22 protein-coding genes are annotated in these 23,946 nt (G+C 70.8%); 13 read left to right on the forward strand and 9 right to left on the reverse strand.

Features of this window, described 5'->3' with window-relative positions; genetic code table 11:
- The first annotated feature begins 667 nt into the window (after positions 1-667).
- On the forward strand, positions 668-949 hold the full coding sequence (locus tag BLQ50_RS16805) for an SIR2 family protein (RefSeq protein WP_093186253.1): 282 nt from the start codon (positions 668-670) through the stop codon (positions 947-949).
- Positions 950-1,056: 107 nt separating this feature from the next.
- Positions 1,057-2,796, forward strand: a complete 1,740-nt coding sequence (locus tag BLQ50_RS16810) for a hypothetical protein (RefSeq protein WP_217629198.1) — start codon at positions 1,057-1,059, stop codon at positions 2,794-2,796.
- A 22-nt stretch (positions 2,797-2,818) separates the two neighbouring features.
- Here the strand turns inward: BLQ50_RS16810 and BLQ50_RS16815 are convergent, their stop codons facing one another.
- A complete protein-coding gene (locus BLQ50_RS16815) occupies positions 2,819-3,106 on the reverse strand; it encodes a hypothetical protein (RefSeq protein ID WP_093186256.1) in 288 nt (95 codons plus the stop codon).
- Positions 3,107-3,207: 101 nt separating this feature from the next.
- On the opposite strand from BLQ50_RS16815, the gene BLQ50_RS16820 reads away from it, so the two are divergent.
- Positions 3,208-4,155: a response regulator transcription factor gene (locus tag BLQ50_RS16820; RefSeq protein ID WP_093186489.1), complete on the forward strand. Its 948-nt coding sequence runs from the start codon at positions 3,208-3,210 to the stop codon at positions 4,153-4,155.
- A gap of 15 nt (positions 4,156-4,170) precedes the next feature.
- Here the strand turns inward: BLQ50_RS16820 and BLQ50_RS16825 are convergent, their stop codons facing one another.
- Both BLQ50_RS16825 and recQ read right to left on the reverse strand, forming a co-directional pair.
- Positions 4,171-4,731 (reverse strand): hypothetical protein, encoded by a 561-nt coding sequence (locus tag BLQ50_RS16825; protein ID WP_093186258.1) that lies wholly within the window; start codon positions 4,729-4,731, stop codon positions 4,171-4,173.
- A 104-nt stretch (positions 4,732-4,835) separates the two neighbouring features.
- Complete coding sequence (recQ, locus tag BLQ50_RS16830) at positions 4,836-6,713, reverse strand: DNA helicase RecQ (RefSeq protein WP_175559179.1); 1,878 nt, start codon at positions 6,711-6,713, stop codon at positions 4,836-4,838.
- Between the two features lie 98 nt (positions 6,714-6,811).
- Here recQ and BLQ50_RS16835 point away from each other — a divergent pair, with 98 nt between their 5' ends.
- Both BLQ50_RS16835 and BLQ50_RS16840 read left to right on the forward strand, forming a co-directional pair.
- Positions 6,812-7,504, forward strand: coding sequence for a GntR family transcriptional regulator (locus BLQ50_RS16835; RefSeq protein ID WP_093186261.1), 693 nt, complete (start codon positions 6,812-6,814; stop codon positions 7,502-7,504).
- Positions 7,501-8,856 (forward strand): MFS transporter, encoded by a 1,356-nt coding sequence (locus tag BLQ50_RS16840; RefSeq protein ID WP_093186263.1) that lies wholly within the window; start codon positions 7,501-7,503, stop codon positions 8,854-8,856. Before BLQ50_RS16835 ends, BLQ50_RS16840 begins: the two co-directional genes overlap by 4 nt.
- Here the strand turns inward: BLQ50_RS16840 and BLQ50_RS16845 are convergent.
- Positions 8,846-10,462 carry a methyl-accepting chemotaxis protein gene (locus BLQ50_RS16845; RefSeq protein ID WP_093186265.1) on the reverse strand — a complete coding sequence of 539 codons (1,617 nt, stop codon included), beginning with the start codon at positions 10,460-10,462 and terminating at the stop codon, positions 8,846-8,848. The genes BLQ50_RS16840 and BLQ50_RS16845 overlap by 11 nt on opposite strands.
- A 224-nt stretch (positions 10,463-10,686) precedes the next feature.
- On the opposite strand from BLQ50_RS16845, the gene BLQ50_RS16850 reads away from it, so the two are divergent.
- The 5 genes from BLQ50_RS16850 to BLQ50_RS16870 all read left to right on the forward strand — a co-directional run bounded on the left by BLQ50_RS16850 (position 10,687) and on the right by BLQ50_RS16870 (position 15,569).
- A complete protein-coding gene (locus BLQ50_RS16850) occupies positions 10,687-11,781 on the forward strand; it encodes an S-(hydroxymethyl)mycothiol dehydrogenase (RefSeq protein ID WP_093186268.1) in 1,095 nt (364 codons plus the stop codon).
- A complete protein-coding gene (locus BLQ50_RS16855) occupies positions 11,778-12,407 on the forward strand; it encodes an MBL fold metallo-hydrolase (protein ID WP_093186270.1) in 630 nt (209 codons plus the stop codon). Before BLQ50_RS16850 ends, BLQ50_RS16855 begins: the two co-directional genes overlap by 4 nt.
- A 124-nt stretch (positions 12,408-12,531) precedes the next feature.
- On the forward strand, positions 12,532-13,566 hold the full coding sequence (locus BLQ50_RS16860; RefSeq protein ID WP_093186494.1) for an NAD(P)H-dependent amine dehydrogenase family protein: 1,035 nt from the start codon (positions 12,532-12,534) through the stop codon (positions 13,564-13,566).
- Positions 13,567-13,572: 6 nt separating this feature from the next.
- Positions 13,573-14,250 (forward strand): histidine phosphatase family protein, encoded by a 678-nt coding sequence (locus tag BLQ50_RS16865; protein ID WP_093186273.1) that lies wholly within the window; start codon positions 13,573-13,575, stop codon positions 14,248-14,250.
- Positions 14,223-15,569 carry an NAD(P)/FAD-dependent oxidoreductase gene (locus tag BLQ50_RS16870; protein ID WP_093186275.1) on the forward strand — a complete coding sequence of 449 codons (1,347 nt, stop codon included), beginning with the start codon at positions 14,223-14,225 and terminating at the stop codon, positions 15,567-15,569. The genes BLQ50_RS16865 and BLQ50_RS16870 overlap by 28 nt, the downstream gene beginning before the upstream one ends.
- 16 nt (positions 15,570-15,585) lie before the next feature.
- On the opposite strand, the gene BLQ50_RS16875 is transcribed toward BLQ50_RS16870, so the two are convergent.
- A complete protein-coding gene (locus BLQ50_RS16875) occupies positions 15,586-16,494 on the reverse strand; it encodes an alpha/beta fold hydrolase (protein WP_217629199.1) in 909 nt (302 codons plus the stop codon).
- A gap of 365 nt (positions 16,495-16,859) precedes the next feature.
- Between BLQ50_RS16875 and BLQ50_RS16880 the strand changes: the two genes are divergently transcribed.
- Positions 16,860-17,852 carry a hypothetical protein gene (locus BLQ50_RS16880; RefSeq protein ID WP_093186278.1) on the forward strand — a complete coding sequence of 331 codons (993 nt, stop codon included), beginning with the start codon at positions 16,860-16,862 and terminating at the stop codon, positions 17,850-17,852.
- Positions 17,849-18,232 (forward strand): GntR family transcriptional regulator, encoded by a 384-nt coding sequence (locus tag BLQ50_RS16885; protein ID WP_245701334.1) that lies wholly within the window; start codon positions 17,849-17,851, stop codon positions 18,230-18,232. Before BLQ50_RS16880 ends, BLQ50_RS16885 begins: the two co-directional genes overlap by 4 nt.
- Here BLQ50_RS16885 and BLQ50_RS16890 read toward each other — a convergent pair.
- On the reverse strand, positions 18,210-19,247 hold the full coding sequence (locus BLQ50_RS16890; RefSeq protein WP_093186284.1) for an alpha/beta hydrolase: 1,038 nt from the start codon (positions 19,245-19,247) through the stop codon (positions 18,210-18,212). The two genes, BLQ50_RS16885 and BLQ50_RS16890, sit on opposite strands and share 23 nt — an antisense overlap.
- A 94-nt stretch (positions 19,248-19,341) precedes the next feature.
- Here BLQ50_RS16890 and BLQ50_RS16895 point away from each other — a divergent pair, with 94 nt between their 5' ends.
- Entirely contained in the window at positions 19,342-20,010 is a 669-nt protein-coding gene (locus tag BLQ50_RS16895) for a dihydrofolate reductase family protein (RefSeq protein WP_093186286.1), read from the forward strand.
- A 7-nt stretch (positions 20,011-20,017) separates the two neighbouring features.
- On the opposite strand, the gene BLQ50_RS16900 is transcribed toward BLQ50_RS16895, so the two are convergent.
- The 3 genes from BLQ50_RS16900 to BLQ50_RS16910 are packed head-to-tail and all read right to left on the reverse strand — an operon-like array spanning position 20,018 to position 23,909.
- The gene (locus BLQ50_RS16900; protein ID WP_093186289.1) at positions 20,018-21,208 is read right to left on the reverse strand and encodes a UDP-N-acetylmuramate dehydrogenase; all 1,191 of its coding nucleotides are present in this window, start codon (positions 21,206-21,208) and stop codon (positions 20,018-20,020) included.
- Complete coding sequence (locus BLQ50_RS16905) at positions 21,205-22,485, reverse strand: MFS transporter (protein ID WP_093186291.1); 1,281 nt, start codon at positions 22,483-22,485, stop codon at positions 21,205-21,207. The genes BLQ50_RS16900 and BLQ50_RS16905 overlap by 4 nt, the downstream gene beginning before the upstream one ends.
- Positions 22,482-23,909 (reverse strand): MFS transporter, encoded by a 1,428-nt coding sequence (locus BLQ50_RS16910; RefSeq protein ID WP_175559180.1) that lies wholly within the window; start codon positions 23,907-23,909, stop codon positions 22,482-22,484. Before BLQ50_RS16910 ends, BLQ50_RS16905 begins: the two co-directional genes overlap by 4 nt.
- Positions 23,910-23,946 lie beyond the last annotated feature (37 nt).

Genomic DNA, 23,946 nt, shown 5'->3' on the forward strand with positions numbered 1-23,946 from the left:
CAAACTCTCCGTAAATGTTTGATATCAACCAGTCGAAACCAGTTAACAACCATACGAAGCAAGCACCCCTGCAAAGAGGCACTTGATTAATCAAGGCTACAAACCGAAAACTTGCGTTTTCAATTCATACCAAATAAACCTTGCTGCGAATCAGCCACCAGATCGAAGACCCAGCAACCAACACCAGACAAGGGGTCTTGGCATTGACTATTAAGCACACTGTTGAGTTCTCAAGGAGCGGACGCGCACCACTTCCAGACCGCTAAGGTCCTTCTCTTGGGGCAACCGTTCAAACTTACCCGGTGAATCCCGCCCTGTCCAATCCGCTATTCCTAGCGAATCAAACCGGCCGAAGACACCCTCTCGCGTCCCAGCATCCGATTTCAGGCAGAACCTGACCTCAGGACATCTGGTAAAGGAGTTCCAACCCCGGGAACAGCCACTTCGCGGCGGCTCTTGCGAGCTTCGCAGTGGTGTCTGTGCCTCCCTGTCGGGCTGACTTGATGAACAGTACGTTACGCAGAGGGGTCTTGGCGAATCAGGGTCTCGTGACCGCGATCATGGGGGGCGCGGCGCGACCGTGATCGCTGATCCACCCGGTAGGGCCTGGTCGTGCGTTGCTCGCCTCGCTGCGCGCAGGCAGTTACGACGAACTACGACACGCTCTATGAAGCGGCGCTCGGTGATGCCCGGGTTGGGGTGCAGGCGCTGCCTTTCCACGCAGTGGCTGCTGGAGATGCACGGCGACATCAGTCGGCCGTCACCGATCATCCTGTCGCGGAGCGACTTCGTCAGGTATGCGGCTGCATCCGGCCCCATGGGCGCCGTTGTCCAGTCGCTGCTCATGACAAAGCACTTCCTGACAGGCCTGCCCAGCGAAGCTCAGCCGCGTTGGTCCGCGATCATCGAGGCGCTGATTCCCAGCGGCGCGGACACGACCCCCTGGTAAGACGGCTGCCGCCAGGGCTACGCCCGCCCAGGCCGCCGCGCGTCCTCGCCGATGTCGGTACGGTCGCCTACGCTCTCCCCACGACGACGTCACCCGAGGAGGCTCCCATGCCGCAGCGCAACCGCAACCGGGAACGCCTGCGGGCAGGCGCCCTCACATCCCCTCCTGCCGTGAGCGCAATGGGCACGCCTCCCTCCGAGACTGCTCCGCCGAAGGCCGTGGTGCAGATCCACACCGCCGCGGAGGCTGCTGAGCTGGCCGATCGACTGTTGAGCGCCGGCCGCGGGTGGCCGGTCGCGGTCGTGACCATCGCGACCGGCAGCCAGGCGCCGTTCATCGACGCCGCCGAGCTCAAGACCGAGGTCGGCGACCTCGGCGAGGTCGTCGTGATGCCGACCAGCAACGTCTCCTGGGCGTTCTCGACCGCCATGCCGTCTCAAACGCAGGTCTATGGCGGGGCCGGGCGCGTCTACGGCGTCGACCAGGCGTGGGTGAGCGACCCGTACGCGAGCCCCCTGCGCTTCGCCTACTCCCCTGCGGACTCTCCTAAGGTCGTGGCACAGCTCCTCTCCGACACGATGGCCGCCGCGCTGCGCGCCGGGCTGCTGGTCGGCGACGACCCGCACTCCACCACGGAGCACAGCGGAGTGGTGCAGGGGCTGATCGGCGAACGCGCCATCGTCCAGCTGGACCATGGCGGCCAGGCGACGATCTGGGCTGAGCTGACCGTTCCCGGCATCGCCCTCGAGCAGCTGGTCCGCGCGGGCCAGCCGATCACCGGTCCGCTCGACCCGGAGTCCCGGCGTCTGGACATCCGCCATGCCATCGCTCCAGCCGAAGAATTCCTGCGCGGCTACGCACCAGGCGACGTGGTTCTGGTCGACGTCGCATCCGCCGACGAGGGCAGCGTGACAGTCCGCCCGCATCCGTCGATGGTCGTGCGGATCCCCCGGTTCCTCGTCACCGACAACCCGCTCGACCTGGTCAACGAGCTGTTCACCGCGGGCGAGGTCATCCTGGCCCGGGTGATCGCCGTGGGCTCCCGGCTCGAGCTGCGCCTGGATGACATCGACGACGACGCCCATGTCGACACCCCGGCCCTGCTCCCCGGCGGCCCGCCGTGGCTCACGCTGCCCGCGCCCCGGGTGGCCGCCCCGATCGAGCCCGAGCCGGTCGAAGAGCCACGGGCCGACGTCCCCCCGCCCCCCACCGCCACCATCGCGGGTCCCCCCGCCACCATGCACGACGGCGCGCTGGGTACCTTCCACGAGCTGCTCAGCCTGCGCGTGCTGACCCGCCGCCAGGAGGAGGAGCTGACCAGGACGCGGACCAAGCTTGCGGGGGCCATGACCAAGTACCGCAAGGCCGAGGACACCCGCCGCACGCTGCAGAAGAAGCTCAAGTCACGTCCCGCCGCGGCCGAGACGCACGACTACTCCGGCGCTTTCAACGATCCTGAAGAACAGTTCCGATTCGAGGTGGCGCTGGCCTGGGCGCGCCGGATTCCCGCCGATCAGAAACCCGAGCTCCCGCTCGGCCCGTACATCGTCGGCCCGCGGTTCGTGGCCTCGCTCGCGGCGACCGAGGGCATCAGCCGGGCGAAGGTGGTCGACGTCGTCGTCGAGGTGCTCACGGGGCTTGCCAAGACCAGCGCGACCCGCGCGCCGCACCTGCTCCGGATCAACGGCACGGGCGGGTCGCCCGCTCGCCAGCGCGAGGACGGGGCCGTGTGCTGGCGGGTGGCCCTGCAGCAGAGCAGCCCGTCGGCGCGGCGGCTGCACTACTGGGCGCTCGGGGAGACGATCGAGCTGTCGCGGATCGTCACGCATGACGACATGGAGCCCTGAGGACGACGGACCCGCCCCTGCGTCACGGACCCAACTCAACAGATTCCGTCACCCGGACCCGCGGGGCGCCCGCAAGCACGGTCGCCGCCGTCGGGGCGCCCCAGACCTCGCGCATCGAGGTGAGGAAGGCATCGGCGTCGCTGCGCGAGTCGAAGTCGAGCCCGATCATGACGTAGTTCGGGTCGTCGGTGGGGCGGGAGACGTCGTAGCGGCGGACCCGGTGGCGGGTGCGCATGTCGGAGAAGCGGTCGAAGACGACCTTCCAGCCGTCGAAGTCCTGGACGGCGTGCTCGATGTGGACGGTGAACATGGCGACCTCCCTGGGTTGATATCTCCACGCTAGGACGGTGCGATTCCCCTGCCCATCCCAGGTTTCTGGGATCTTCCCAGCGCCCGGCGTAGCCTCGGATGATGGTCACCGCGACCGTCAGGATCAGAGCCCGCGAGCACATCGAGGCTCTGTGCCACACGGCGACCGACGGAACCGTCCTGCGCGTGGCGCTCCTCGGCGAGATACGCCGCGCGATCGGCTTCGACGCCCACGTCTGGGTCATGACCGACCCTGTCACCTGCGTCGGCTCGACGCCCCTGGCCCAGATCCCCACAGTGCGCGACCTGCCCCGCGCGATCCGGTCGAAGTACCTGACGTCGATCAACCGCTGGACCACCTTGGCGTCAGCGGCATCGCTGGGCGAGCGGCGGGAGCAGAGTCGGCTGTGGACCGACGTGCTGTCCGGCTACGCCATCGGCGACGTCACCTCGAGCGCGTACGCGGACAGATTCGGATGCTGGGCCTTCCTCGACCTGTGGCGGCTAGAGAGCTCGGGGCCGTTCAGCACTGCCGACTGCACCTTCCTCGAGCTCACCGTGCTGAGCCAGACGGTGGCGAGCGAGGAATGGCTCGGCACCCTGCTGCCACCTGCTCCGGGCAGGTCGCCCATCCCGGCGATCGCCTACAACGTGGCGGGGCAGCTTCTCGCGCACGAGCAGGGCGTCGACGACCATCGACCTTCGGCGCGCGCGCACCTGGGCGAAGGGTTCTGGGTCACCGCGAGGGCCGCGCGGATCAGCGAGAACACCATCGCCGTGACTCTCGAAGAGTCGTCGCCCACGGACCGGATCGATCTGTACGCGCGGTCCTTCGGGCTCAGTGCGCGGGAGACCGAGCTGCTGGCCCATCTCGCGTCCGGGCGAGATACCCGAGAGATCGCCGGGCACATGTCGGTCTCGGTGAACACGGTGCAGGACCATCTCAAGTCCGTGTTCACCAAGACCGGGGCCCGCAGCCGGACGACACTGCTGGGCCGGGCGCTGGGGTTCACCGAGTCGACGCAACAGGGAGTCGCGGGTGACCGCTGACCGAGAGCCTTCTCGTCACCCCCGCCGAACTTCCCGCCCAACCCGCGCCACCTCGGCCGCGGGGACGAGGAGCACTGGCTTGCCTTTGGCATAGGCATCGGCCGCGGCCGCGATCGCGCGCTGGGCCACCATGATGGCTCGATCGGCGCAGTTGTCCTCGGTCAGCCTGATCACCTGGGCGATGAGGTCAGGGGTGATCGACGCCGCGTTCCCGACGAGCGTCACCAGGTACCGCGCTCCGATGACGGGCCGCGGATCGTGGAAGATCCAGAACCGCATCTGGCCCGCCGCCGCGGTGGCTACCGTCACCGGACCGCTGACCAGCGACAGCCCGGCGGCCGTCGTGACGGTCGTCAGCGTCGCCGGCAGCCCCTCCTCGGCGAGCCCTCGTTCGCCGGGCAAGCCCTGCGCAGCGGGACCGACCACGACAACCGGGGTAGTCCGCCCGCGCGCCAGTGCATGGTCGCTCACGTAGTACCCGTCGACGAGGCTCACGCCGGGCATCTCGGCGAGGAACTCACCGAACTCCGACTCGGTGCGCCCAGGCGCCCATAGTGCGTCCGCAACAGCCGCCATCAACGCGTGAAGTGTGTGGGGCCCTGCCGCGAGGGCTGAGGACAGGAGGAATCTCGAATATGCCGGAAGCGTCACATTCGCAGACACTACCGTCCCGCAAGTACCTATGCGACGCTCACGGCTGCAACCGCCTCGAGCACTCCCGCCCCGAACTTCTCGAGCTTGGCTGCACCGACCCCGCTGACCGCCGCGAGCTCGTCGAGGGTGGACGGGTGCAGCACGGCGATGTCTCGCAGGGTCGCGTCGTGGAAGACGACGTAGGCGGGCACCCCGGACTCCTTCGCGGTCGCGCCGCGCCAGGCGCGCAACCGCTCGAAGACCGCTGCGGCGGAGTCGTCCAGGTCGACGGCCACCTTTGCGCCGCGAGCACCCGACCGCGGCGTGCGGGCGGCCTTGGCCGCCTTGGGCGCCTCCCGGCGCAACATGACAAGCCGCGCCCCGGAGAGCACCTCGGCGCTCGACTCGGTGAGCTCGAGGGTTCCGTATCCCTCGCTGTCCACCCCGAGCAGGCCGCGTGCGAGCAGCTGGCGCACGACGCCGCGCCACTCGCCGTCGGACAGGTCGGAACCGATGCCGAAGGTGCTCAGGGTCGTGTGGCCGAGCTGGGTGACCCGCGGGGTCTCCTTGCCCAGCAGGATGTCGACCAGGTGGCCGGCGCCGTAGCGCTGCCCGCGGTCGCGCTCCAGCCGCACGACCGTGGACAGGAACTTCTGCGCGGCGACCGTCCCGTCCCAGGTCTTGGGCGCGTTGAGACATGTGTCGCAGTTGCCGCAGGCCGCGCTCTCCTGGCCGAAGTAGGCGAGCAGCTGCACACGGCGGCACTCGACCGTCTCGCACAGCCCGAGCATGGCGTCCAGGTGCGCGGAGAGCTTGCGCCGGTGCGCGGCGTCGCCCTCGGAGGTGTCGATCATGCGGCGCTGCTGGACGACGTCGGCCAGGCCGTAGGCGAGCCAGGCGGTCGCCGGCGTGCCATCGCGGCCAGCGCGGCCGGTCTCCTGGTAGTACCCCTCGACGGACTTTGGCAGGTCGAGGTGAGCGACAAAGCGCACGTCGGGCTTGTCGATCCCCATGCCGAAGGCGATGGTCGCGACCATGACCAAGCCGTCCTCGCGCAGGAAACGCGACTGGTTGGCCGCCCGCACCTGAGCGCCGAGACCGGCGTGGTACGGCAGCGCCGGGATCCCCTGGGCGACGAGGTACTCCGCGGTCTGCTCGACCGACTTGCGGGAGAGGCAGTACACGATCCCGGCGTCGCCGGGGTGCTCGGTGCGCAGCAGGTCCAGCAGCTGGGCCTTGGGGTTGTTCTTGGCGGCGATCCGGTACTGGATGTTGGGCCGGTCGAAGCTCGCGACGAAGTGCCGCGCGTCCTCGAGCTGCAGCCGCCGGGCGATCTCGGCATGCGTGGTCTCGGTGGCCGTCGCGGTCAGCGCGACCCGCGGGACGTCCGGCCAGCGCTCGTGCAGCACGGAGAGCTGGAGGTAGTCCGGGCGGAAGTCGTGCCCCCACTGGGACACGCAGTGCGCCTCGTCGATCGCGAAGAGCGAGACCTGCCCGCGGTCGAGCAGGGCAAGGGTCTCAGGGACACGCAGCCGCTCGGGCGCGAGGTAGAGCAGGTCGAGGGTCCCGTCGACGAACGCGTCCTCGACGGCCCGGCGCTCGTGCGGCATCTGGGTCGAGTTGAGGAAGCCGGCGCGCACCCCGAGCGCGGAGAGCGCGTCGACCTGGTCCTGCATGAGCGCGATGAGCGGGGAGACGACGACGCCGACGCCGGGCCGCACGAGGGCGGGCACCTGGTAGCACAGCGACTTCCCACCCCCGGTGGGCATGAGGACGAGGGCGTCCCCGCCGTCGATCACGGTCGAGATGATCTCCGCCTGGTCGCCGCGGAAGGCATCGTAGCCGAAGACCGAGCGCAGCACCTCGAGCGCGCGGGTGTGGGTGGTGGCGGTGGCGGGCGGCGGGGTCAGATCGAGCGAAGTCACCCGCCCACTGTAGGTGGCGTCACTGACCTCCGACGGTGATCCACAGCCGGGCACGGTGGCCGCGGCTCCCCATCGGGTCTAAGATACAACTTGTATCTATGATCTATACGGAAGAAGCCCAGCACGTGCTCCAGAGCAGCACCACCACCCCCGCGCACCCCGTCTCCGCCGCAGACCGCGCCCACGCCGTCCTGCACGAACGGATCCTCGACGGCACCCTCCCCGGCGGCACCCTCATCAGCGAGGGGCAGATCGCCGACGAGCTCGGCGTCAGCCGCACCCCCGTCCGCGAGGCCTTCCTCCGGTTGCAGGCCGAGGGGTGGATGGAGCTCTTCCCCAAGCGCGGTGCCCTCGTGCGCCCCGTCCAGCCCGGCGAGATCGCCGAGGTCATCGAGGCCCGCCAGGTGATCGAGTCCGCCGCGGTCCGCAAGGTCTGCCTGGACTCAGACGCCGCCACGCTGCTCGCGGCGCACCTGGCGGAGGTCGTCGCCAACCAGAACCGGGCCGCTGCAGCCGGCGACCTGACCGCCTTCGCCCGGGCAGACGTCGACTTCCACCAAGGGATCGTCGACGCCGGCGACAACTCGATCCTGCGCGAGGTCTACCGGACCCTGCGTGACCGCCAGCAGCGGATGACCGCGCGGTCGGTGCGCGCTCGCGCCGGCCAGCTCGACGCGATCGTCGGCCAGCACACCGAGCTCGCCCGGCTGATCGCCGACCAGGACGCCGCAGGCTTCACCCGGGCGCTGATCGATCACATGCACGACATTCACCGGGACCTCCTGCGATGACCGCCCCGACGCTCTCCCCCGCGGCCCCTGCGCACTCGACCTCTGCGCACTCGACCTCGCTCCACCACACCCAGCCACGGGCGGCCCGCCCCTGGCTGCGCGCCAGCGGCGCCCTGTTCGCGGTCGCCTGGGGCGGCAACGAGTTCACTCCGCTGCTTGTCATGTACCGCCACGAGGGTCTCGGTGCGGTGTCTGTGAACCTCCTGCTCGGGGCGTACGTGCTGGGTATCATCCCGGCCCTGCTCATCGGCGGCCCGCTCTCGGACCGGTACGGGCGCCGCCCGCTCTTGCTGCCAGCTCCCCTGCTCTGCATCGTCGGCAGCGCCATGCTGGCGGTGGGCACCCACGCGCAGGTCCTCCTCTACGCCGGACGGGTGCTGTCCGGCGTGGCCCTCGGCCTCGTCATGGCCGTGGGGACCAGCTGGGTCAAGGAGCTCTCCGAGCCGCCCTTCGAGGACTCCGCCGACGCGGGCCTCGGCGCACGCCGAGCCTCCCTCGCACTGACCGCGGGGTTCGCGCTCGGCGCCGCGGTCGCGGCCACGCTCGCCCAGTTCGGCCCAGCGCCCACCGTCCTGCCCTACGCGGTCAACATCGTCATCACGGTCGGCTTGTCCGCCCTCATGCTCTCCGTCCCCGAGACCCGGCCGCGGAGCCTGACCCCGGGCCGGCTCATCAACGACCTGCGGGTTCCGGCCGCCCGCCACCGCCGCTTCCTCTTCGTCGTGCTGCCCTCTGCGCCGTGGACGTTCGGGGTCGCCGCGAGCGCATACGCGATCCTGCCCGCGCTGCTCGCGGACAGGGTCCCCGGGTACGAGACGGGCTTCTCCGGGCTTCTCTGCTTCATCGGCCTGGGCAGCGGTTTCGTCACCCAACAGCTCGCCAAGAGGGTGGACACCCCCCGCAATGCCCGGGCCGTCGCCGTCGGGCTCGCGGTCACCGTCGCCGGGATGGTGCTGGCCGTGTGGGCCTCCTCGACGTTGAGCATCCTCGCCGCGGTCGTCGCCGCAGCCGTGCTCGGGTCGGCCTACGGGCTGCTGCTCGTCTCTGGGCTCCAGGAAGCCCAGCGCATCGCCGGGCCGGACGGGCTCGCCGGCGCCGTCGCGGTCTACTACTCCCTCGCCTACCTCGGGTTCTTCGTCCCCGTGCTGCTGGCCTCGCTCGCCAGCACGTGGACGTACCCGCAGATGTTCGCCGGGGGCGCGGTGCTCGCGCTCGGCTGCTTCGGCGTCGTCGTCTCCTGCTGGCGCCGTCACCTGCCGTCGCCCGTGCCCGACGCCGCAGCTCCCGCCGACTACCCGGCGTCCGTCACCATGGTGGCTTCGACCGACGAATGTGCGGCCACTAGTAGGTGAATGCTGAGATGCGCTCCCGCAGGTCGGCCGACATGCGGGCGAGCTCGTTGACGGACCCGCCCATCTGGACCAGGACCTCGCTGGACGTGGCGGCGCCAGATGCAACCCCGGTGATGTTGACCGCGATGTCCCCGGACCCGGTGGCAGCCTCGGAGACCGATCGGGACATCTCGTTGGTGGTGGCGGTCTGCTCCTCGACGGCGCTGGCGATGGTGAGCTGGTAGTCGTTGATGGAGCCGATGATCGCGCTGATCTCGCCGATGGCGACGACGGCACCGGTCGTGTCGGCCCGGATGGCCTCGACGCGACGGGTGATCTCCTCGGTAGCGCGAGCGGTCTCGCTTGCGAGCTCCTTGACCTCGCCGGCCACGACGGCGAACCCCTTGCCGGCCTCCCCGGCCCGAGCGGCCTCGATGGTGGCGTTCAGGGCGAGCAGGTTGGTCTGTTCGGCGATGGACCTGATGGCCTTGACGACGTTGCCGATCTCCCCGGTGGACACCCCGAGCTGGGTGATCAGGTCGTTCGTGGAGGCGGCCACGCCGGTGGCGTGGTTGGCGACCTTTGCGGCCTCATTGGCATTCTGGGCGATCTCCCGGATCGAGGCGCCCATCTGCTCGGCGCCCGCTGCGACGGTCTGCACATTACGGGAGACCTCCTCGGCGGCAGCGGCGACCACCCCGGCGCGTGCGCTGGTCTCCTCAGACCCGGCGGTCACCTGCGAGTTTGCGGCCGAGAGCTCCTCGGCGGCGGCGGCCACGGTCTGAGCAGTCTCGCCGACCCCGGACAGGGTGTCGCGCAGCGACGCCTGCGCTCGGGCGAGCGCGCGAGCCATGTCACCCACCTCATCCCGGTTCGGGATGTCGGTGGCGACGGTGAGGTCGCCGTCGGCCATGGCTGTGAGCGCGATGACGCACTGCCGCAGCGGGCGCACGATCGACCGTGTGATGCCGGTGCCAAGTCCGACTGCGATCAGAACCGCGAGGGCCCCAGCGACGATCACCTGCAGGCGCGCGCCGGACGAGGCGGCGTCGGCGTCAGCGTCCAGGGTGGAGATCCGGTCGTCCACGCTCGCCTGAAACTCGGAGGTGGTATCGAGCAGGTTGACCCAGGCAGTGTCGAGGCCCCCGTTCAGAATCTCGTGGGCGGCGTCGAGAGACGGCCCGGTGCCCTCGGCGATCAGGCCCAGCATCGAGTCGGTGAGGGCGAAGTAGTCCGCCCACTGGGTCCCCAGGGAACCCACTAGGACCCGCTCGGAGTCGGTCAGGGGATAGGCCTCGAGGACGGTCAGGAGGGCGTAGCCCGCCGCGCGCGACTCGTCCAGCCCCATGATGGTCGCGTTGTCGGCCGCGACTGCGGCGGCGGGGCCGTCGACGAGCGCGTCGACGAACAAGTAGCCCTGCCACCCGCTCACGTCGGCGTCGAGGTAGCGCAGCTGGAGCACATCGGTCCGCAATTCATGCAGCGCTGTGGTCTGCTGCGCCACCGCGCGCTGGCTGATCGAGCCGTTGAGACCTGCGGTGGCGACGACGACGAGCAGCACGCACAGGACGGTGAACGCCGCAGCGAGCCTGCGGCCGAGAGACAGGTAGGTCAGTGGATTGCGCATGCAATGCCCATTTCGTTGACGTCGGCTCAGCGCCGCCGCGAGAGGGCTGGATCATTCGGTCCGGCCTCGAGGGTGGCCTTCCGGCGTCCCTGTCACAAGCCCTATCGACCGCTCAGCCGCAGTTAGTACACAGGAGGCCGCCGGATGATGTCACGGCCCGGGCCCGGGCCCGGCGTGCTCTTGCACGTAGCCTGGGACCAGCACCCCACCACCCGAGGAGAACCATGCCCTGGACCGTCAACGCCGTCGTCGCGCTCGCCAAGGGTGAGCCCGTCTCGACCGTGCAGATCATCGTCCCCGACCCCGGGCCCGGTGAGGTCGTCGTCGACGTCGCGGCCTGCGGCGTCTGCCACACCGACCTGCACTACCGCGAGGGTGGCATCACCGACGACTACCCCTTCCTGCTCGGCCACGAGGCCGCCGGGACCGTCTCGGCGATCGGTGAGGGCGTCGAGAACGTCGTCGTCGGCGACTCGGTCGTGCTCAACTGGCGCGCGGTGTGCGGGCAGTGCCGGGCCTGCCGACGCGGTCGCCCGCAGTACTGCTTCAACACGCACAACGCGACTCAGAAGATGACGCTGCTCGACGGCGCCCCGCTGAGCCCCGCGCTCGGGATCGGGGCCTTCGCCGAAAAGACGCTCGTGGCCGCCGGCCAGGCGACCAAGGTCGACCCCGGCGTCGACCCCGCGGTGGCTGGGCTGCTCGGCTGCGGCGTGATGGCCGGTCTCGGTGCGGCGGTCAACACCGCGCCCGTCCAGCGCGGGGACACCGTCGCGGTGATCGGCTGCGGCGGCGTCGGCTGCGCGGCCGTGGCCGGGGCCAATCTCGCCGGGGCTCGCCGGATCCTCGCGATCGACCTCGACGACTCCAAGCTCGAGTGGGCACGCGCCCTCGGCGCGACCCACACCATCAATTCCTCCGGACTCGACCAGGATGGTGTCGTCGCGGCGATCACTGCCCTCACCGACGGCTTCGGCGCGGACGTCGTGATCGACGCAGTCGGGCGCCCAGAGACGTGGAAGCAGGCCTTCTACGGCCGCGACCTCGCCGGGACGGTCGTCCTCGTGGGCGTCCCCACCCCCGAGATGATGCTCGACATCCCGCTCGCCGACGTGTTCGGACGCGGCGGCGCACTCAAGTCCTCCTGGTACGGGGACTGCCTGCCCGAGCGGGACTTCCCGGCGCTGCTGGAGATGTACACCCAGGGCCGGCTGCCGCTCGACGCCTTCGTCTCCGAACGGATCGGGCTCGGCGACGTCGAGCAGGCCTTCGCGACGATGAAGTCCGGTACCGTCCTGCGATCGGTCGTGGTCCTGTGACCGCGCGGGTGGAGCACCTGGTCACGTCGGGGACTTTCTCCCTCGACGGGCAGACCTTCGACGTCGACAACAACGTGTGGATCCTCGGGGACGACTCCGAGGTCGTCGTCCTGGACGCCCCGCACGACGTCGACGCGATCGTCGCCGCGGTCGGGGCGCGCACGGTCCTCGCGGTCCTGGCCACCCACGCCCACGACGACCACGTCCGCCAGGCGCCCCGGCTCGCGGAGCGTCTCGGTGCGCCGATCTGGCTGCACCCGGCCGACCGCGAGCTCTGGGCGCTCACGCACCCCGATGCCGCGCCCACCGCCGACCTCGCCGACAGCCAGGTGATCGTCGTCGCCGGGACCGCCGTGCACGTCCTGCACACCCCCGGGCACAGCCCCGGCTCGGTGTCCTTCTACGTGCCCGACCTCTCCGTCGTGTTCACCGGGGACACCCTCTTCGCCGGCGGGCCGGGGGCGACCGGGCGCAGCTTCAGCGACTTCCCGACGATCGTCGAGTCGATCCGGACCCGCTTGCTGACCCTGCCGCCCGAGACGGTCGTGCACACCGGGCACGGCGACTCGACCACGATCGGGGCTGAGGCGCCGCACCTGGCGGAGTGGATCGCCCGCGGGCACTGAGGCTGGGACGGTCATCCGCCCCGGCAGGACCGCGCGACCGTGCCTATGCTCGAAGCATCGGTGCTCATCTGCGGTGCTCACCGACGACGCTCACCTACGACGCGCGCCAGGTGCGGAGGCAATGATGTCTGCTCGTCCCATTCGAGTCGTGATCTACGGCTGCGGGAACATGGCCCGCGTCATTGTCGGCTACCTCGTGGAGAAGGGCGCCGACGTGGTCGGCGCGATCGACTCCGACCCGGCGCTCGTGGGGCGAGACCTCGGTGAGGTCGCCGGCCTCGCGGAGCCGCTCGGGGTGACGATCTCCGACAACGCCGACGGCGTGCTCGACGCGACCATGCCCGACGTCGTCGTGCTCACCCTGCTCTCCCTCATGTCCGACATGGAACCGTTCTTCGAGGCCTGCGCCTCGCGCGGGATCAACGCCGTGTCCACCTGCGAGGAGGCCTTCTTCCCGTGGAACACCTCCCCCGAGATCACAGCCCGGCTCGACGAGCTGGCCCGGCGCAACGACTGCACGCTGCTGGGGACCGGCTACCAGGACGTCTTCTGGGGCAGCCTGGTGACAGCGACCGCCGGGGCGACCCACCGCATCGACGCCATCCGCGGGTACTCGACCTACAACGTGGACGACTACGGCATCGCCCTCGCGCAGGTGCACGGTGTGGGCCTGGACCCCGCGGCCTTCGACGCACAGATCCGCGCGGCGAACGTGCCTTCCTTCGCGCTCAACGTCCCGCCGTGGCTGGCGGGCGCCCTCGGCCTGGACGTCTCCGGGATCACCCAGGACCTCGAACCGATCTTCTCGAGCGGTCCGATCACCTCCCTCACCCTCGGGCGCGAGATCCCGCCGGGCCAGGTGACCGGCATGCTGGCGCGGGCCACGGCGACGACCGTCCAGGGCCCGACCCTGGTCATGGAGGTCGTCGGGAAGGTCTACGGCCCGCGCGACGTCGACCACAACGACTGGATCATCGAGGGCGAGCCCCGGACCGAGCTTGTGGTCACCGAGCCCAAGACGGTCGAGCTCACCTGCGCGACGACGGTCAACCGGATCCCGCAGGTGATCGACGCCCCCGCCGGCTTCATGACCGGCGACCAGCTCGGGCCGGTCGCCTATCTCCCCGATCTCCTCACCACGACCCTCGGAATCGACTAAGGAAAAATGGCAACTCTGACCCCACAGCTTGTACTGCTGCGCCATGGCGAGACGGAATGGAGCCGCAGCGGGCAGCACACCGGACGCACGGACCTGTCGCTCACGAGCGACGGCGAGGCGCAGGCCGTCGCTGCGGGCCGGTTCATCACTCGGCACACGTCCCTGCGCGGACGCCCCTTCGCGCAGATCCGCACGAGCCCGCTCGTGCGGGCCCAGCGCACCGCCGAGCTCGCCGGGTTCCCCGGTGCCCAGCTCGACGCGAATCTCATGGAGTGGGACTACGGCCAGGTCGAGGGGCGCACCTCGCTCGAGGTGAGCGACGACGTCGGGCACGACTGGCAGATCTTCCGGGACGGGGTGCGCGACGGCGCGTCCCCACGCGCGGGTGCCCCCGCGCCGCCCACCTCGTCGACCTCACCCACCTCCCCGGGCGAGACGCTTGCCGACGTGGCCACGCGGGCCACACGCGTCATCGACGATGTCGCCGAAGTCCTCGACGGCGGCGGGGACGTGCTGCTCGTGGCGCACGGGCACCTGCTCCGGGTGCTCGGTGCGCTCTGGCTCGGCCTCAACCCCACCTACGGCGCACGGTTGGTGCTGGGCACCGCGGCCACCTGCCTCCTCGGCACCGAGCACGATCAACGCATCCTCGACGGATGGAATCTCCGGTCGTGGGGCCTGTGAAGCCGGCCACCCCAGGAGGCACGACGCCCCTCCCGCACGTCGTCGTCATCGGCGGCGGCTTCGCCGGGGTCGCCGCGGTCAAAGCCCTTGCGGGCGCTCCCGTGAAGATCACGCTCGTGGACCGGCGCGTCTACAAGACCTTCCAACCGCTGCTCTACCAGGTGGCCACGGGCGGACTGAACGCGGGCGACGTCACGTACTTCTTGCGGAGCCTGCGGCTGCGGCAGAAGAATCTCCGGGTGGTCCATGAGCACCTGGTGGGCATCAACACCGAGACCAAGACCATCCGGCTGCTCGACGACGTCGAGATCGGCTACGACTACCTCGTCCTGGCCAACGGTGTCACGACCAACTACTTCGGCACGCCCGGGGCGAAGGAGCACGCCTTCGCCGTCTACTCCCGGTCCCAGGCCCTCGCCATCCGCGACACGCTCTTCGTGCGGCTCGAGCACGCGGCTGCCTCCCCCGGAACCCACGACGGCCTGCACATCGTGGTGGTCGGCGGTGGGGCGACCGGGGTCGAGATCGCCGGGGCGCTGGCCGAGCTGCGCGACCAGGGGCTGCGCCCGGCCTACCCCGAGATCCGTGGCGACGCGTTCAACGTGAGCATCGTCCAGCGCGGCGGCGAGGTGCTCAAGGCGTTCCCGGTCTCGCTGCGCGTCTACGCGGCGAAGCAGCTCGCCAAGCGCAACGTGGACCTGCACCTCGGCGCGGGCGTCGCGTCCGTCCTGCCCGACGCCGTCAAGCTCACCGACGGCACCCGCATCCGCTCCGACCTGACGATCTGGGCGACGGGCGTCGCCCCGCACCCCGAGGTCGGGGAGTGGAACCTGCCGATCGGCGCGCACGGCCGGGTCACGACCGGGCCCGACCTCCAGGTCGAAGGACTGCCGGGGGTATTTGCCGCAGGTGACATCGCCGCGACCCCCTTCGACCTGCCCCAGCTCGCCCAGCCCGCGATCCAGGGCGGCCGCCACGCGGGCAAGCAGATCCGCAACCTCCTCGCCGGACGCCCGACGACGCCCCTGCGCTACATCGACAAGGGCACCCTGGCTGTGATCGGCCGCAGCGCGGCCGTGGGAGACATCGCCGGCAAGATCCGGCTGCGAGGCAAGGTGGCGTGGTGGGTGTGGCTGTTCGTGCACATCGCCGGGCTGCTTGGGTCACGCAACCGCTTCACCACGATCGCTGGGCTGCTCTCGCGGTACTCGATCGGCTTCCACCGCAGGCCCGTGCCGATCGTGGGCGACGTCCCCTCGATCCGCCCGCCCAAACGTGGCGCGCCCCGAGGCCAGGATCGGCCACCGGCTGCCGAGTGAAGGACTGGCTGCCGGCTCAGGCCTCGAGCTGCAGGTCCCAGTAGGCGTGCAGCAGGTCCGCGGTCGCCGTGGGGTTCTCCTCTGCGGGGCAGTGCCCGGCGTCGGGGATGATCCGGTACGGGCCGGCGAGCACGTCGGCCATCTCCTTCTGCCATGCCTGCGGCCAGGCGTCGTCCGTCGCACCGTGCGCGACGAGCACGGGCAGCCCCGTGTCGCGCAGGTCCGCCGTGCGGTCGACCGTGTCCCACAGCACGTCCATGATCCCGCGGAGGTTGTCCGGCGAGGTCGCCGCGGCGCGAACCTTGAGGAAGGCGTCGGCCGGCTCGAGCTCGGCGGTGGGCACCTGAGCCAGTGCGGGGTTCCCGTTCGCCCACAGCCCGAGCGAGCCGCTCGCATCGACGATCGAGCGCAGGTCATCCTTGCTCGAGCCGAATCCGCGCGGGCCGGAGCACAGCAGCACGACGTCGAGGAACGCCTCCGGTGCCCGCAGCGCGGCGGCCCTCGCCACCAGGCCGCCGAAGCTGTGGCCGAGGAGGTGCACCGGGGCACCCACCCCGATGATGTCGGCGACCTCGCAGGCGTCGGCCGCGAAGTCCTCGAGCCGGTAGGCATCAAGGCCCTCGGGTGCGGCCGAGTCGGCCTGGCCCCGCTGGCTGTATGCCCAGGTGTCCCAGCCGTGCGCCGCGAGCAGCGGCAGGAGCGGACCGAAGTCCTCCTTCGAGCCGGTGAAGCCGGGGACGAGGAGAACCGTGCCGCGCGCGGCGGCCGTGGGCTCGGCATGCAGCCCGGTGAGCTCACCGACCGCCGTCCGGATGGTGACAGCGACAACACCGTCGAGCAGCGGAAGCGGTCCGAACGCTTCGCCGGGGCGGACGAGCACACCCGGGTCCCGGGGGGCCATGAACTCAGCCTGCGGCAGGGGCATGTCAGCATCCGTCCCTGGTGTCGTCTCAGGGGTCGTCTCGTGAAGCACCGCCGGGAGCGGCGTGGGGGCTTGGTGAGCGTTCGACGTCATGGTTGACGACCCTACGGTGCGGCACTCCGACAATTCCCACTAAAGAGGCTTCGGATGGGGACCTCTCCCCTGGTGATCTTGCACATAACCCCCGCCGACGCGGGCCAGCAGCCCCAGGTCCAGCACCCCGTCCCAGACCCGGGCCCCCCGCAGCCCGGCTCCCGGCGCCCGGCGCCAGCCGCCAGCCGGGACGTGTTGACAGGCGCGTCCAGCTCCTGTCATTGTATTAATGGATTGATTCATTAGACTTCAGTATCGACGTCAGGAGCGTTGCGATGCGGCCATTCATGTGGATCTACCTGTACCTGGCGGTCATGATCATCGGGCTGGTGCTGGTCGCCGTGGCAATCGTCAAGGCGACCTCCGCCCGCTCCGCCCGCGGGTCCGGGGACCGCCAACCCTCGGCCGCCGCGGCTGCAGCCCGCAGCCACGCTCTCCGGATCCACGTCGCCGCCTGGTGCGCCCTCCTCGTGGCAGCCGTCGCCATGGCGACGGCCTCGGAAGCGGCTGGCGGGCTCGAGACCGGACGAGTCACCGGTTTGGTCCTGGCCGCGGGCGGTCTGGCCTTCCTGGCCGTCTCCGCCTTCGGGGAGATCACCTGGCCCCGTCCGACCGGCTCGGTCCGCACCGCGACGCTGACCCACCGGTCCGTCCGGGACGTGACGCCCCGGCCGGCCGTGATCCTCCTCGCCATCACGTCCGCACTCCTGGTCGTCGCCCTGCTGGTCGGCGGGTTCACCGCCTTCCCGGACGGGCGCAGCTACGGGCGATCCGAGGTCCTGGCCGACGGCTCCAAGACCAGCTGGGCCTCGGGCCCCTACCCGGGGTGGTTCTACGCCCTGCCGCTGCTCATCGCAGCCGCCGCGATCATCGTGGCTGGCCTCGCCTGCCTGATCCTCATCGCCCGGCGCCCGGCGATCTCGGACGCGTCCCTGTCATGGGACCTGGCACTGCGTCGGCTGAGCGCGCAGCGCGCACTCCGCGGGGCGACGCTCACCCTCGGCGCGACCGCCGCCCCGGTCTACGGCCTCCTGGCGCTGCCGTTCCTGCGGGAGGGGCCGATCGTCGTCGCCGTGGCCTTCCTCCTCGGGGCGCTCGCGTCGATCGGCGCCGCCGCGACCGCAGTCGCCCTGCCCGGCTCCCTGGTGCCTGTCACGGCCGAACGCCCAGGCACGACGCCGGGCGCGGGTCCCGACGCTGGACGCACCTCACGCGCAACAGCCTCCGCGACGGACGCCGTGCGCCGCATCCGATGGACCATGCCGTGACGAGCGACCTGCAGATCGCGATCGACCTCGACTCTGGTGTCCCGCCCTACGAGCAGATCCGCGCGCAGATCATGGGGCATGTCTCGGCGGAGAGCCTCAAGGCGGGCGACCGGTTGCCACCGATCCGCGCGCTCGCGACCGACCTCGGCCTGGCCGCGGGCACTGTGGCGCGCGCCTACCGCGAGCTTGAGCTCGCCGGGGTGGTGACCACGCGGCGTCGGGCAGGGACGGTGATCGCGGACGGTGCCGTGGCCGCGGACGTGCTCGTCCAGCAGGCCGCGCGGGCCTTCGTCGACCAGGTGCGCGCCACCGGGCTGTCCGACGACTCGATCCTCGACGCCGTGCGCGGCGCCCTGCTCAGCCCGCCGCCGACCGCCTGACCTGCGTCGGGGCCCTCACTCCACCCAGGACGCCCTCGAGCCACCCGAAGACCGCAGCGAAGAACGCGGTGCGGGCCGGTTCCGGGGACAGGGCGAGGTCGTGGATGCCGCCGTCGATCTGCACGACCGTCACGTCCGTGCCCAGCGCGGGGGCGCGGCGGGCGATCTGGTCGACGTCGAGGATCACGTCGACGCGGTGCAGATCGCGGTTGTCGGCGCGGTTGGCCCCACTGCGGGTGGACGTGCACACGAGCACCGGGCAGGCAAGGTCAAGACCGCGGGCCAGGCGGGCCTGCCCCGCACGGATCGCCCGGAGCCAGCCCGCGAGCACCGCAAAGCCCTCGGGCGGTTTGAGCCGCCGGTCGTACTCCCACTCCCCGCCCGCCTCGCGGTGCAGCGACCGCGAGTACTCCGACGGCGCATGCTGCACGACGACGTAGCGCGCCCGGCCCCCGACCACGTCGAGCACCGCCGTGCCGATCACCCGGTCGAAGAACGGCCGGTTGAGGTCGAGGAACGGGCTGTTGAGCACGAGCGCGTCCACCGTCTCCCGCCCCGTCGCGCTGTGCGCCCACAGCGACGCGATCAGCCCTCCGGTCGAGTGCCCCATGAGGACAAGCCGGTCGTAGCCGAGCTCACCGCGGACGACCCACGTCGCTGCAGCCAGCTCCTCGCCGTACTCGCGCAGGTCCATGCAGAAGTTCGGCCTCTGGTGGGGCAGCAGCGAGCGCCCGTAGCCGTGCAGGTCGATCGCGAAGAAGTCGATGCCGTGATCGGCGAACTGGCGGGCCAGGTGCGTCTGGAAGAAGTAGTCGACGAAGCCGTGCACGTAGAGGACCGCCGCGCGCGGGGTCGGAGCGCCGGGGGCAGGGCCGGCGATGGCCGGGGCGCCGTCGAGCGTCGCTCGCCGGGTCACGAGCGTCGCGACGACCTCACCCTCGGCGTTGGGTCGCAGCGGCATGGTCCGGGCCACCCAGTCCCCACCGAGCACATCTGGGTGCCACGCGTCCGTCATGAGCCTCAGTCAACCACCGGCCGCCGGTGGCGTCCCGGTGAGAGGGCGGCCACGATGGGGAAACCATCCCGATCGCGATCACCAGGTACCCACCATGTCCCAGCTCCGCGTGCACAACGTCTCGATGTCCCTCGACGGCTTCATGGCCGGACCGGATCAGAGCCTCGATGATCCCCTGGGCGTGGGCGCGCAGCGCCTGCACGAGTGGATCTTCGCCACCCGCACCTTCCGGGCCGAGCAGGGGCTCGACGGCGGGACGACGGGTGTCGACGACGCCTTCGTGGCGCGTGGGGAGGCCGGCATCGGCGCCACGATCATCGGTCGGAACATGTTCGGCCCGGTCCGCGGTGACTGGGAGTCGTGGGCGGACACCCACGGCGGCGAGGCCTGGACCGGCTGGTGGGGCGAGGACCCGCCGTACCACCACCCGGTGTTTGTGCTCACCCATCACCCGCGCCCGCCGCTGACGATGGCGGGCGGCACGACCTTCCACTTCGTCTACGACGGCGTGGACGACGCCTACGCCGAGGCCAGCGACGCCGCCGGGGACCTCGACGTGCGCCTGGGCGGCGGTGCGTCGACGATTCAGCAGTTCCTGGCCGCGGGGCTCGTCGACGAGATCCACGTGGCCCTCGTGCCCCTCCTGCTCGGCGCGGGCGAGCGGCTCTTCGGCGACCTCGGCGCGGGCGCCGAGGACTTCGCCTGCGTGGAGATGGTCGCCTCCTCCGCGGTCACCCACATCCGGCTGGCTCGCCGCGGCTGAGGCCGCGCTAGAGCGTCAGCCCCACCAGCACGGGCTCGGCGTCCAGCTCGATGCCGAAGGTCGCCGCGACGCCGTCGCGCACGGTGCGGGCGAGGCGGACGATGTCGGCCGCGGTTGCCGACCCGCGGTTCGTGATCGCGAGGGTGTGCTTGGTCGAGAGGGTGGCAGGACTGTTCGGCCCGTCCACCCCGTACCCGCGGGTGAAGCCGGCGTGCTCGATCAGCCAGGCCGCGGACGTCTTGACCACGGACTCGTCGATCGTGCCCAGGCTCGGGCCGGTCGTGGTCATCGGGGTCGCCGAGCGGACCGGGAAGACCGGCGCCCCCTCGGGCAGGTCCGCCACGAGGTCGGCCGGCAGGATCGGGTTGGTGAAGAAGGACCCGGCGCTCCAGCGGTCGTGGTCGGGGGCCTCGGGATCGGCGTCGAGCAGCATGCCTTTGTTCCCGCGCAGCTCTAGGACGGCCTCGCGGACGGCGCTGGACTCCGCGCGGGCGCCGACTGCCACATCGAGGCGGCGAGCAAGCTCGGGGTAGGCGATCGGGGTCGAGAGAGAGCCGAGGCGGAACTGGAAGCTCACGTCGAGGACGACGTACCGCGGGCTCGGGTACCACGGGGCGAGCGGGTCGACCGGGGTGGACGGGGACACATCCGTCGGCACCAGCTGGGTCGAGCGCTTGAGCATGGACGTGCGGTAGCCGAAGCCGAGCTCGGTCAGGGCCAGGGTGCGCACCCGACCCTGCCCGCGGTCCCAGACCCGCACGTTCGCCACGGTTCCGGAGAGCTCCTGGCCGTAGGCACCGATGTTCTGCACAGGCGCCGCTCCGACGGTCCCGGGGATGCCGGAGAGCGCCTCGATCCCCACCCACTCCTTCGCGACCGCCTCGGCGACGACGTCGTCCCAGGTATGGCCGGCGGGGACGGTCACGGTCGCGCCGCCGCAGGAGTCGGCGCTCTCGACCGTGATGCCGCTGCGGGAGTCGCGCAGGACCACGCCGGAGAATCCCTCGTCCGCCACGAGCAGGTTGGACCCGCCGCCGATGACGAGCAGGGGTGTGCCGGCGTCGTCGACCGCGCGGATGGCGTCGATGAGCTCGGCCTCGGTCGACGCCGTCACGTAGGAGTCGATGACTCCTCCCACGCGCAGCGTGGTGAGGTCGGCGAAGGTGGGTTCGGTCAGGGAGGGGAGATCGACGGTCACTTCACCAGACTAGTTCGACCCAGCGCCCGTCGCTCCCGCTCCTCGGGAGAGGCCGCGACCGAGGACACCAGCAGACCGAGCAGCACGGGGACAGCGATCGTCAGGAGGGCGTGGCGGTAGCCGATATGGTCGGCCAGCCACCCCAGGACCGGCGGGCCGGCGAAGAATGCCGTGTAGCCGATCGTGGACACGACGCTCAGCCGCCCCGCGGCACGGGCGGGATCGTCGCTCGCGGCGCTCATGCCGACCGGGAAGCCCAGGGCGGCGCCCATCCCCCAGGCGATCACGCCCACCACGGCCAACGGCAGCCACGGGGAGAGCGCAAAGACTCCCAGCCCGACGAGCGCCAGGACGGCGGACAGCCGCAGCACAAACACCCGACCGTGCTTGTCGAGCAGAGCGGTGCCCAGCAGCCGCATGCCGGTCATCGCAGCGAGGAACACGAAGAGCACCATCGCGCCGACGGCGTACTTGTCCTCGTAGCCGTCGAAACCGTCGACGACGGAGAGGCTCAGCCAGTCGTTGGCGGCGCCCTCGGTGAGAGCCGCAGCCAGCACGACGAGGCCGATCAGCAGCGTGCGCCGCTCGAGCCAGGCGCCGAAGGGGTTGTGCTTGGTCGGTGTCACCCCGACCGCAGGGTCCGCGTCGTCGAACACGTGCCCGACAACGCCCGGTGCGCCGGACGCGGGGGCTTCGGCGGCGGGCAACAAGAAGCGGACGCTGACCAGCACGAGGGCGAGGGACACCAGGACTGCGAGCGTGACATGTAGGTCCAGCGGCACATTGAGCCAGGAGGCAAGTGCGCCCATTCCGGCGCCGGCCATCGTGCCGAAGGAGAAGCTCGCGTGAAAGCGGGGCATGATCGCCCGGCCCAGGCGCTGCTCGACGGCCGCGCCCTCAAGGTTCATCGCCGCGTCCCACACGCCCATCCCGACGCCGGACAAGAACAGACCCGCGAGGGCCAGCGGCACCGCGCCGTGGGTCACACCCCAGGCCGCGATGACAAAGCCGGCGACGTTGATCGCGGCGAAGACCCCGATGGCCAGACGCGCGCCGATGCGCTGGACGATCCAGCCCGAGAGCGGGAGCGCGAGGATCGACCCGATGGCCGCGATGAGGACGACGCGGCCCATCTGCGCGGGGCTGTAACCCAGCAGGTCCCGTACGAGCGGGATCCGCGAGGCCCAGTTGGCGAAGTTGAAGCCGGCGAGGAAGAAGATCGCATAGACCGCCCTCGCCGCAGCGCTCACGACGGTGGCCTCATTCGGTCTGCTCATGCGTCGACTCGCTCCTGTGGAACCTTCTGGTCGGCGGCGCGCTGGGCGGGCGTGTGCTCGGTCCGGACGATCGGACGGGCTTCGCCCACCGTGGCAGGCATCGCGGGTGCGGACGCGGCTGCGACCGGTTCCGCAGCGTCAGGCAGTGCCGGCGCCGTGACCGTCGCAGCCTCGGGGAGCACCTTCGCCACGTGCTTGGACAGCAGCACGCTCGCCACGAGCGCTACGACGATGAGCGTCAGGGCGTGCCGCGCGCCGATCGCCTCGGCGGCAAGGCCGAGCAGCGGGGGCGCTGCGAGGGAGGACATCGACGCGAAGGCCGAGACGACAGACACCCGCGCGGCGGCCTTGAGCGGGTCGTCGGAGGCCGCGGCGATCCCGAGCGGGACCGCGAGGGCCGCGCCCATGCCCCAGAGCACGACGCCGGCACCCGCCACGAGGAGGTTGGGCGCGAAGCCGAAGAGCAGCAGCCCGACGATCGCCACCGCGCCGGACAGGCGCAGCGTGACCACCCGACCGTAGCTGTCGATGAGGCGGGTGCCGAACATCCGGACGATGGTCATGGCGGTGACGAAGGCACCGAAGACGAAGGCGCCGATGGCCTCGGTCTCGGCGAAGCCGTCGACCACCGCGATGGGCAGCCAGTTGTTGGCCGAGCCCTCCGACAACGACGCGGCCATGATGACGACGCCGATGAACAACGTCCGCGGCTCACGCCAGGCTCCGAGGGCCGAGCCCAGGCTCGCCCGGCGGGCGCCCATGGCGGCCCGGGGGCCGCTGGTCCCCGGCTCGGGGACGACGACGCCGGCGCGGATCTCCGCCTTGCGCACCCGCGCCGAGCGCGCGGTGTCCGCGCGGTCCCAGCGGACGTCGTCGGGCAGGTGGGTGTCCAGGACGACGTGCGGGATCGCGATCAGGCGCCAGACGAGGGTGATCGTGGTGATCGTGAGGAACTGCGCGAGGACGGGGACGCCGAGCATCGAGCAGGCGGCGCCGATGAGGGACCCGAGAACGGCGCCGATCGAGAAGGCGGCGTGGAACTGGGGCAGCACGGCGCGGCCCATGCGCCGCTCGACCGCGGCGGTCTCCACGTTCTGGGGGACGTTCATCAGCGCGATGCTCATGCCGTTGAGCACAAGACCGAAGGCGAGGATCGCCGTGGAACCGACCGTGGGGCCGATGCCCTCGAGGGCGAGGGCGAAGAAGCTGCCGATCGCGGCGACCACGAGCACCCGTCTGCCGCCGAAGCGGGCGACGATCGACCCGGCGAGGGTGACCGCGGCGAGGGAGCCGAAGGCGCCGGCGAGCAGCACCATGCCGAGGTCAGCGGTGCTCAGGTCGAGCATCTCGCGGACCGTGGGCAGCCGGGCGAGCCAGCTGGAGGTGTTGATCCCCAGGAGCAGGAACAAGCTCAGCAGGAACATCCGCGCGCGGTGGACCTGCTGTTCGGGAGTGGTGAGA

The sequence above is a fragment of the Sanguibacter gelidistatuariae genome, from assembly GCF_900096585.1.
Classification (GTDB): Bacteria; Actinomycetota; Actinomycetes; order Actinomycetales; family Cellulomonadaceae; genus Sanguibacter; species Sanguibacter gelidistatuariae.

Coding starts and splice junctions, on each gene's coding strand:
- BLQ50_RS16805 (WP_093186253.1), top strand. CDS start 668: ATGAAGCGGCGCTCGGTGATGCCCGGGTTGGGGTGCAGGCGCTGCCTT.
- BLQ50_RS16810 (WP_217629198.1), top strand. CDS start 1,057: ATGCCGCAGCGCAACCGCAACCGGGAACGCCTGCGGGCAGGCGCCCTC.
- BLQ50_RS16815 (WP_093186256.1), bottom strand. CDS start 3,106: ATGTTCACCGTCCACATCGAGCACGCCGTCCAGGACTTCGACGGCTGG.
- BLQ50_RS16820 (WP_093186489.1), top strand. CDS start 3,208: ATGGTCACCGCGACCGTCAGGATCAGAGCCCGCGAGCACATCGAGGCT.
- BLQ50_RS16825 (WP_093186258.1), bottom strand. CDS start 4,731: ATGGCGGCTGTTGCGGACGCACTATGGGCGCCTGGGCGCACCGAGTCG.
- BLQ50_RS16835 (WP_093186261.1), top strand. CDS start 6,812: ATGATCTATACGGAAGAAGCCCAGCACGTGCTCCAGAGCAGCACCACC.
- BLQ50_RS16840 (WP_093186263.1), top strand. CDS start 7,501: ATGACCGCCCCGACGCTCTCCCCCGCGGCCCCTGCGCACTCGACCTCT.
- BLQ50_RS16845 (WP_093186265.1), bottom strand. CDS start 10,462: ATGCGCAATCCACTGACCTACCTGTCTCTCGGCCGCAGGCTCGCTGCG.
- BLQ50_RS16850 (WP_093186268.1), top strand. CDS start 10,687: ATGCCCTGGACCGTCAACGCCGTCGTCGCGCTCGCCAAGGGTGAGCCC.
- BLQ50_RS16860 (WP_093186494.1), top strand. CDS start 12,532: ATGTCTGCTCGTCCCATTCGAGTCGTGATCTACGGCTGCGGGAACATG.
- BLQ50_RS16865 (WP_093186273.1), top strand. CDS start 13,573: ATGGCAACTCTGACCCCACAGCTTGTACTGCTGCGCCATGGCGAGACG.
- BLQ50_RS16870 (WP_093186275.1), top strand. CDS start 14,223: ATGGAATCTCCGGTCGTGGGGCCTGTGAAGCCGGCCACCCCAGGAGGC.
- BLQ50_RS16875 (WP_217629199.1), bottom strand. CDS start 16,494: ATGCCCCTGCCGCAGGCTGAGTTCATGGCCCCCCGGGACCCGGGTGTG.
- BLQ50_RS16880 (WP_093186278.1), top strand. CDS start 16,860: ATGCGGCCATTCATGTGGATCTACCTGTACCTGGCGGTCATGATCATC.
- BLQ50_RS16890 (WP_093186284.1), bottom strand. CDS start 19,247: ATGACGGACGCGTGGCACCCAGATGTGCTCGGTGGGGACTGGGTGGCC.
- BLQ50_RS16895 (WP_093186286.1), top strand. CDS start 19,342: ATGTCCCAGCTCCGCGTGCACAACGTCTCGATGTCCCTCGACGGCTTC.
- BLQ50_RS16905 (WP_093186291.1), bottom strand. CDS start 22,485: ATGAGCAGACCGAATGAGGCCACCGTCGTGAGCGCTGCGGCGAGGGCG.
- BLQ50_RS16910 (WP_175559180.1), bottom strand. CDS start 23,909: ATGTTCCTGCTGAGCTTGTTCCTGCTCCTGGGGATCAACACCTCCAGC.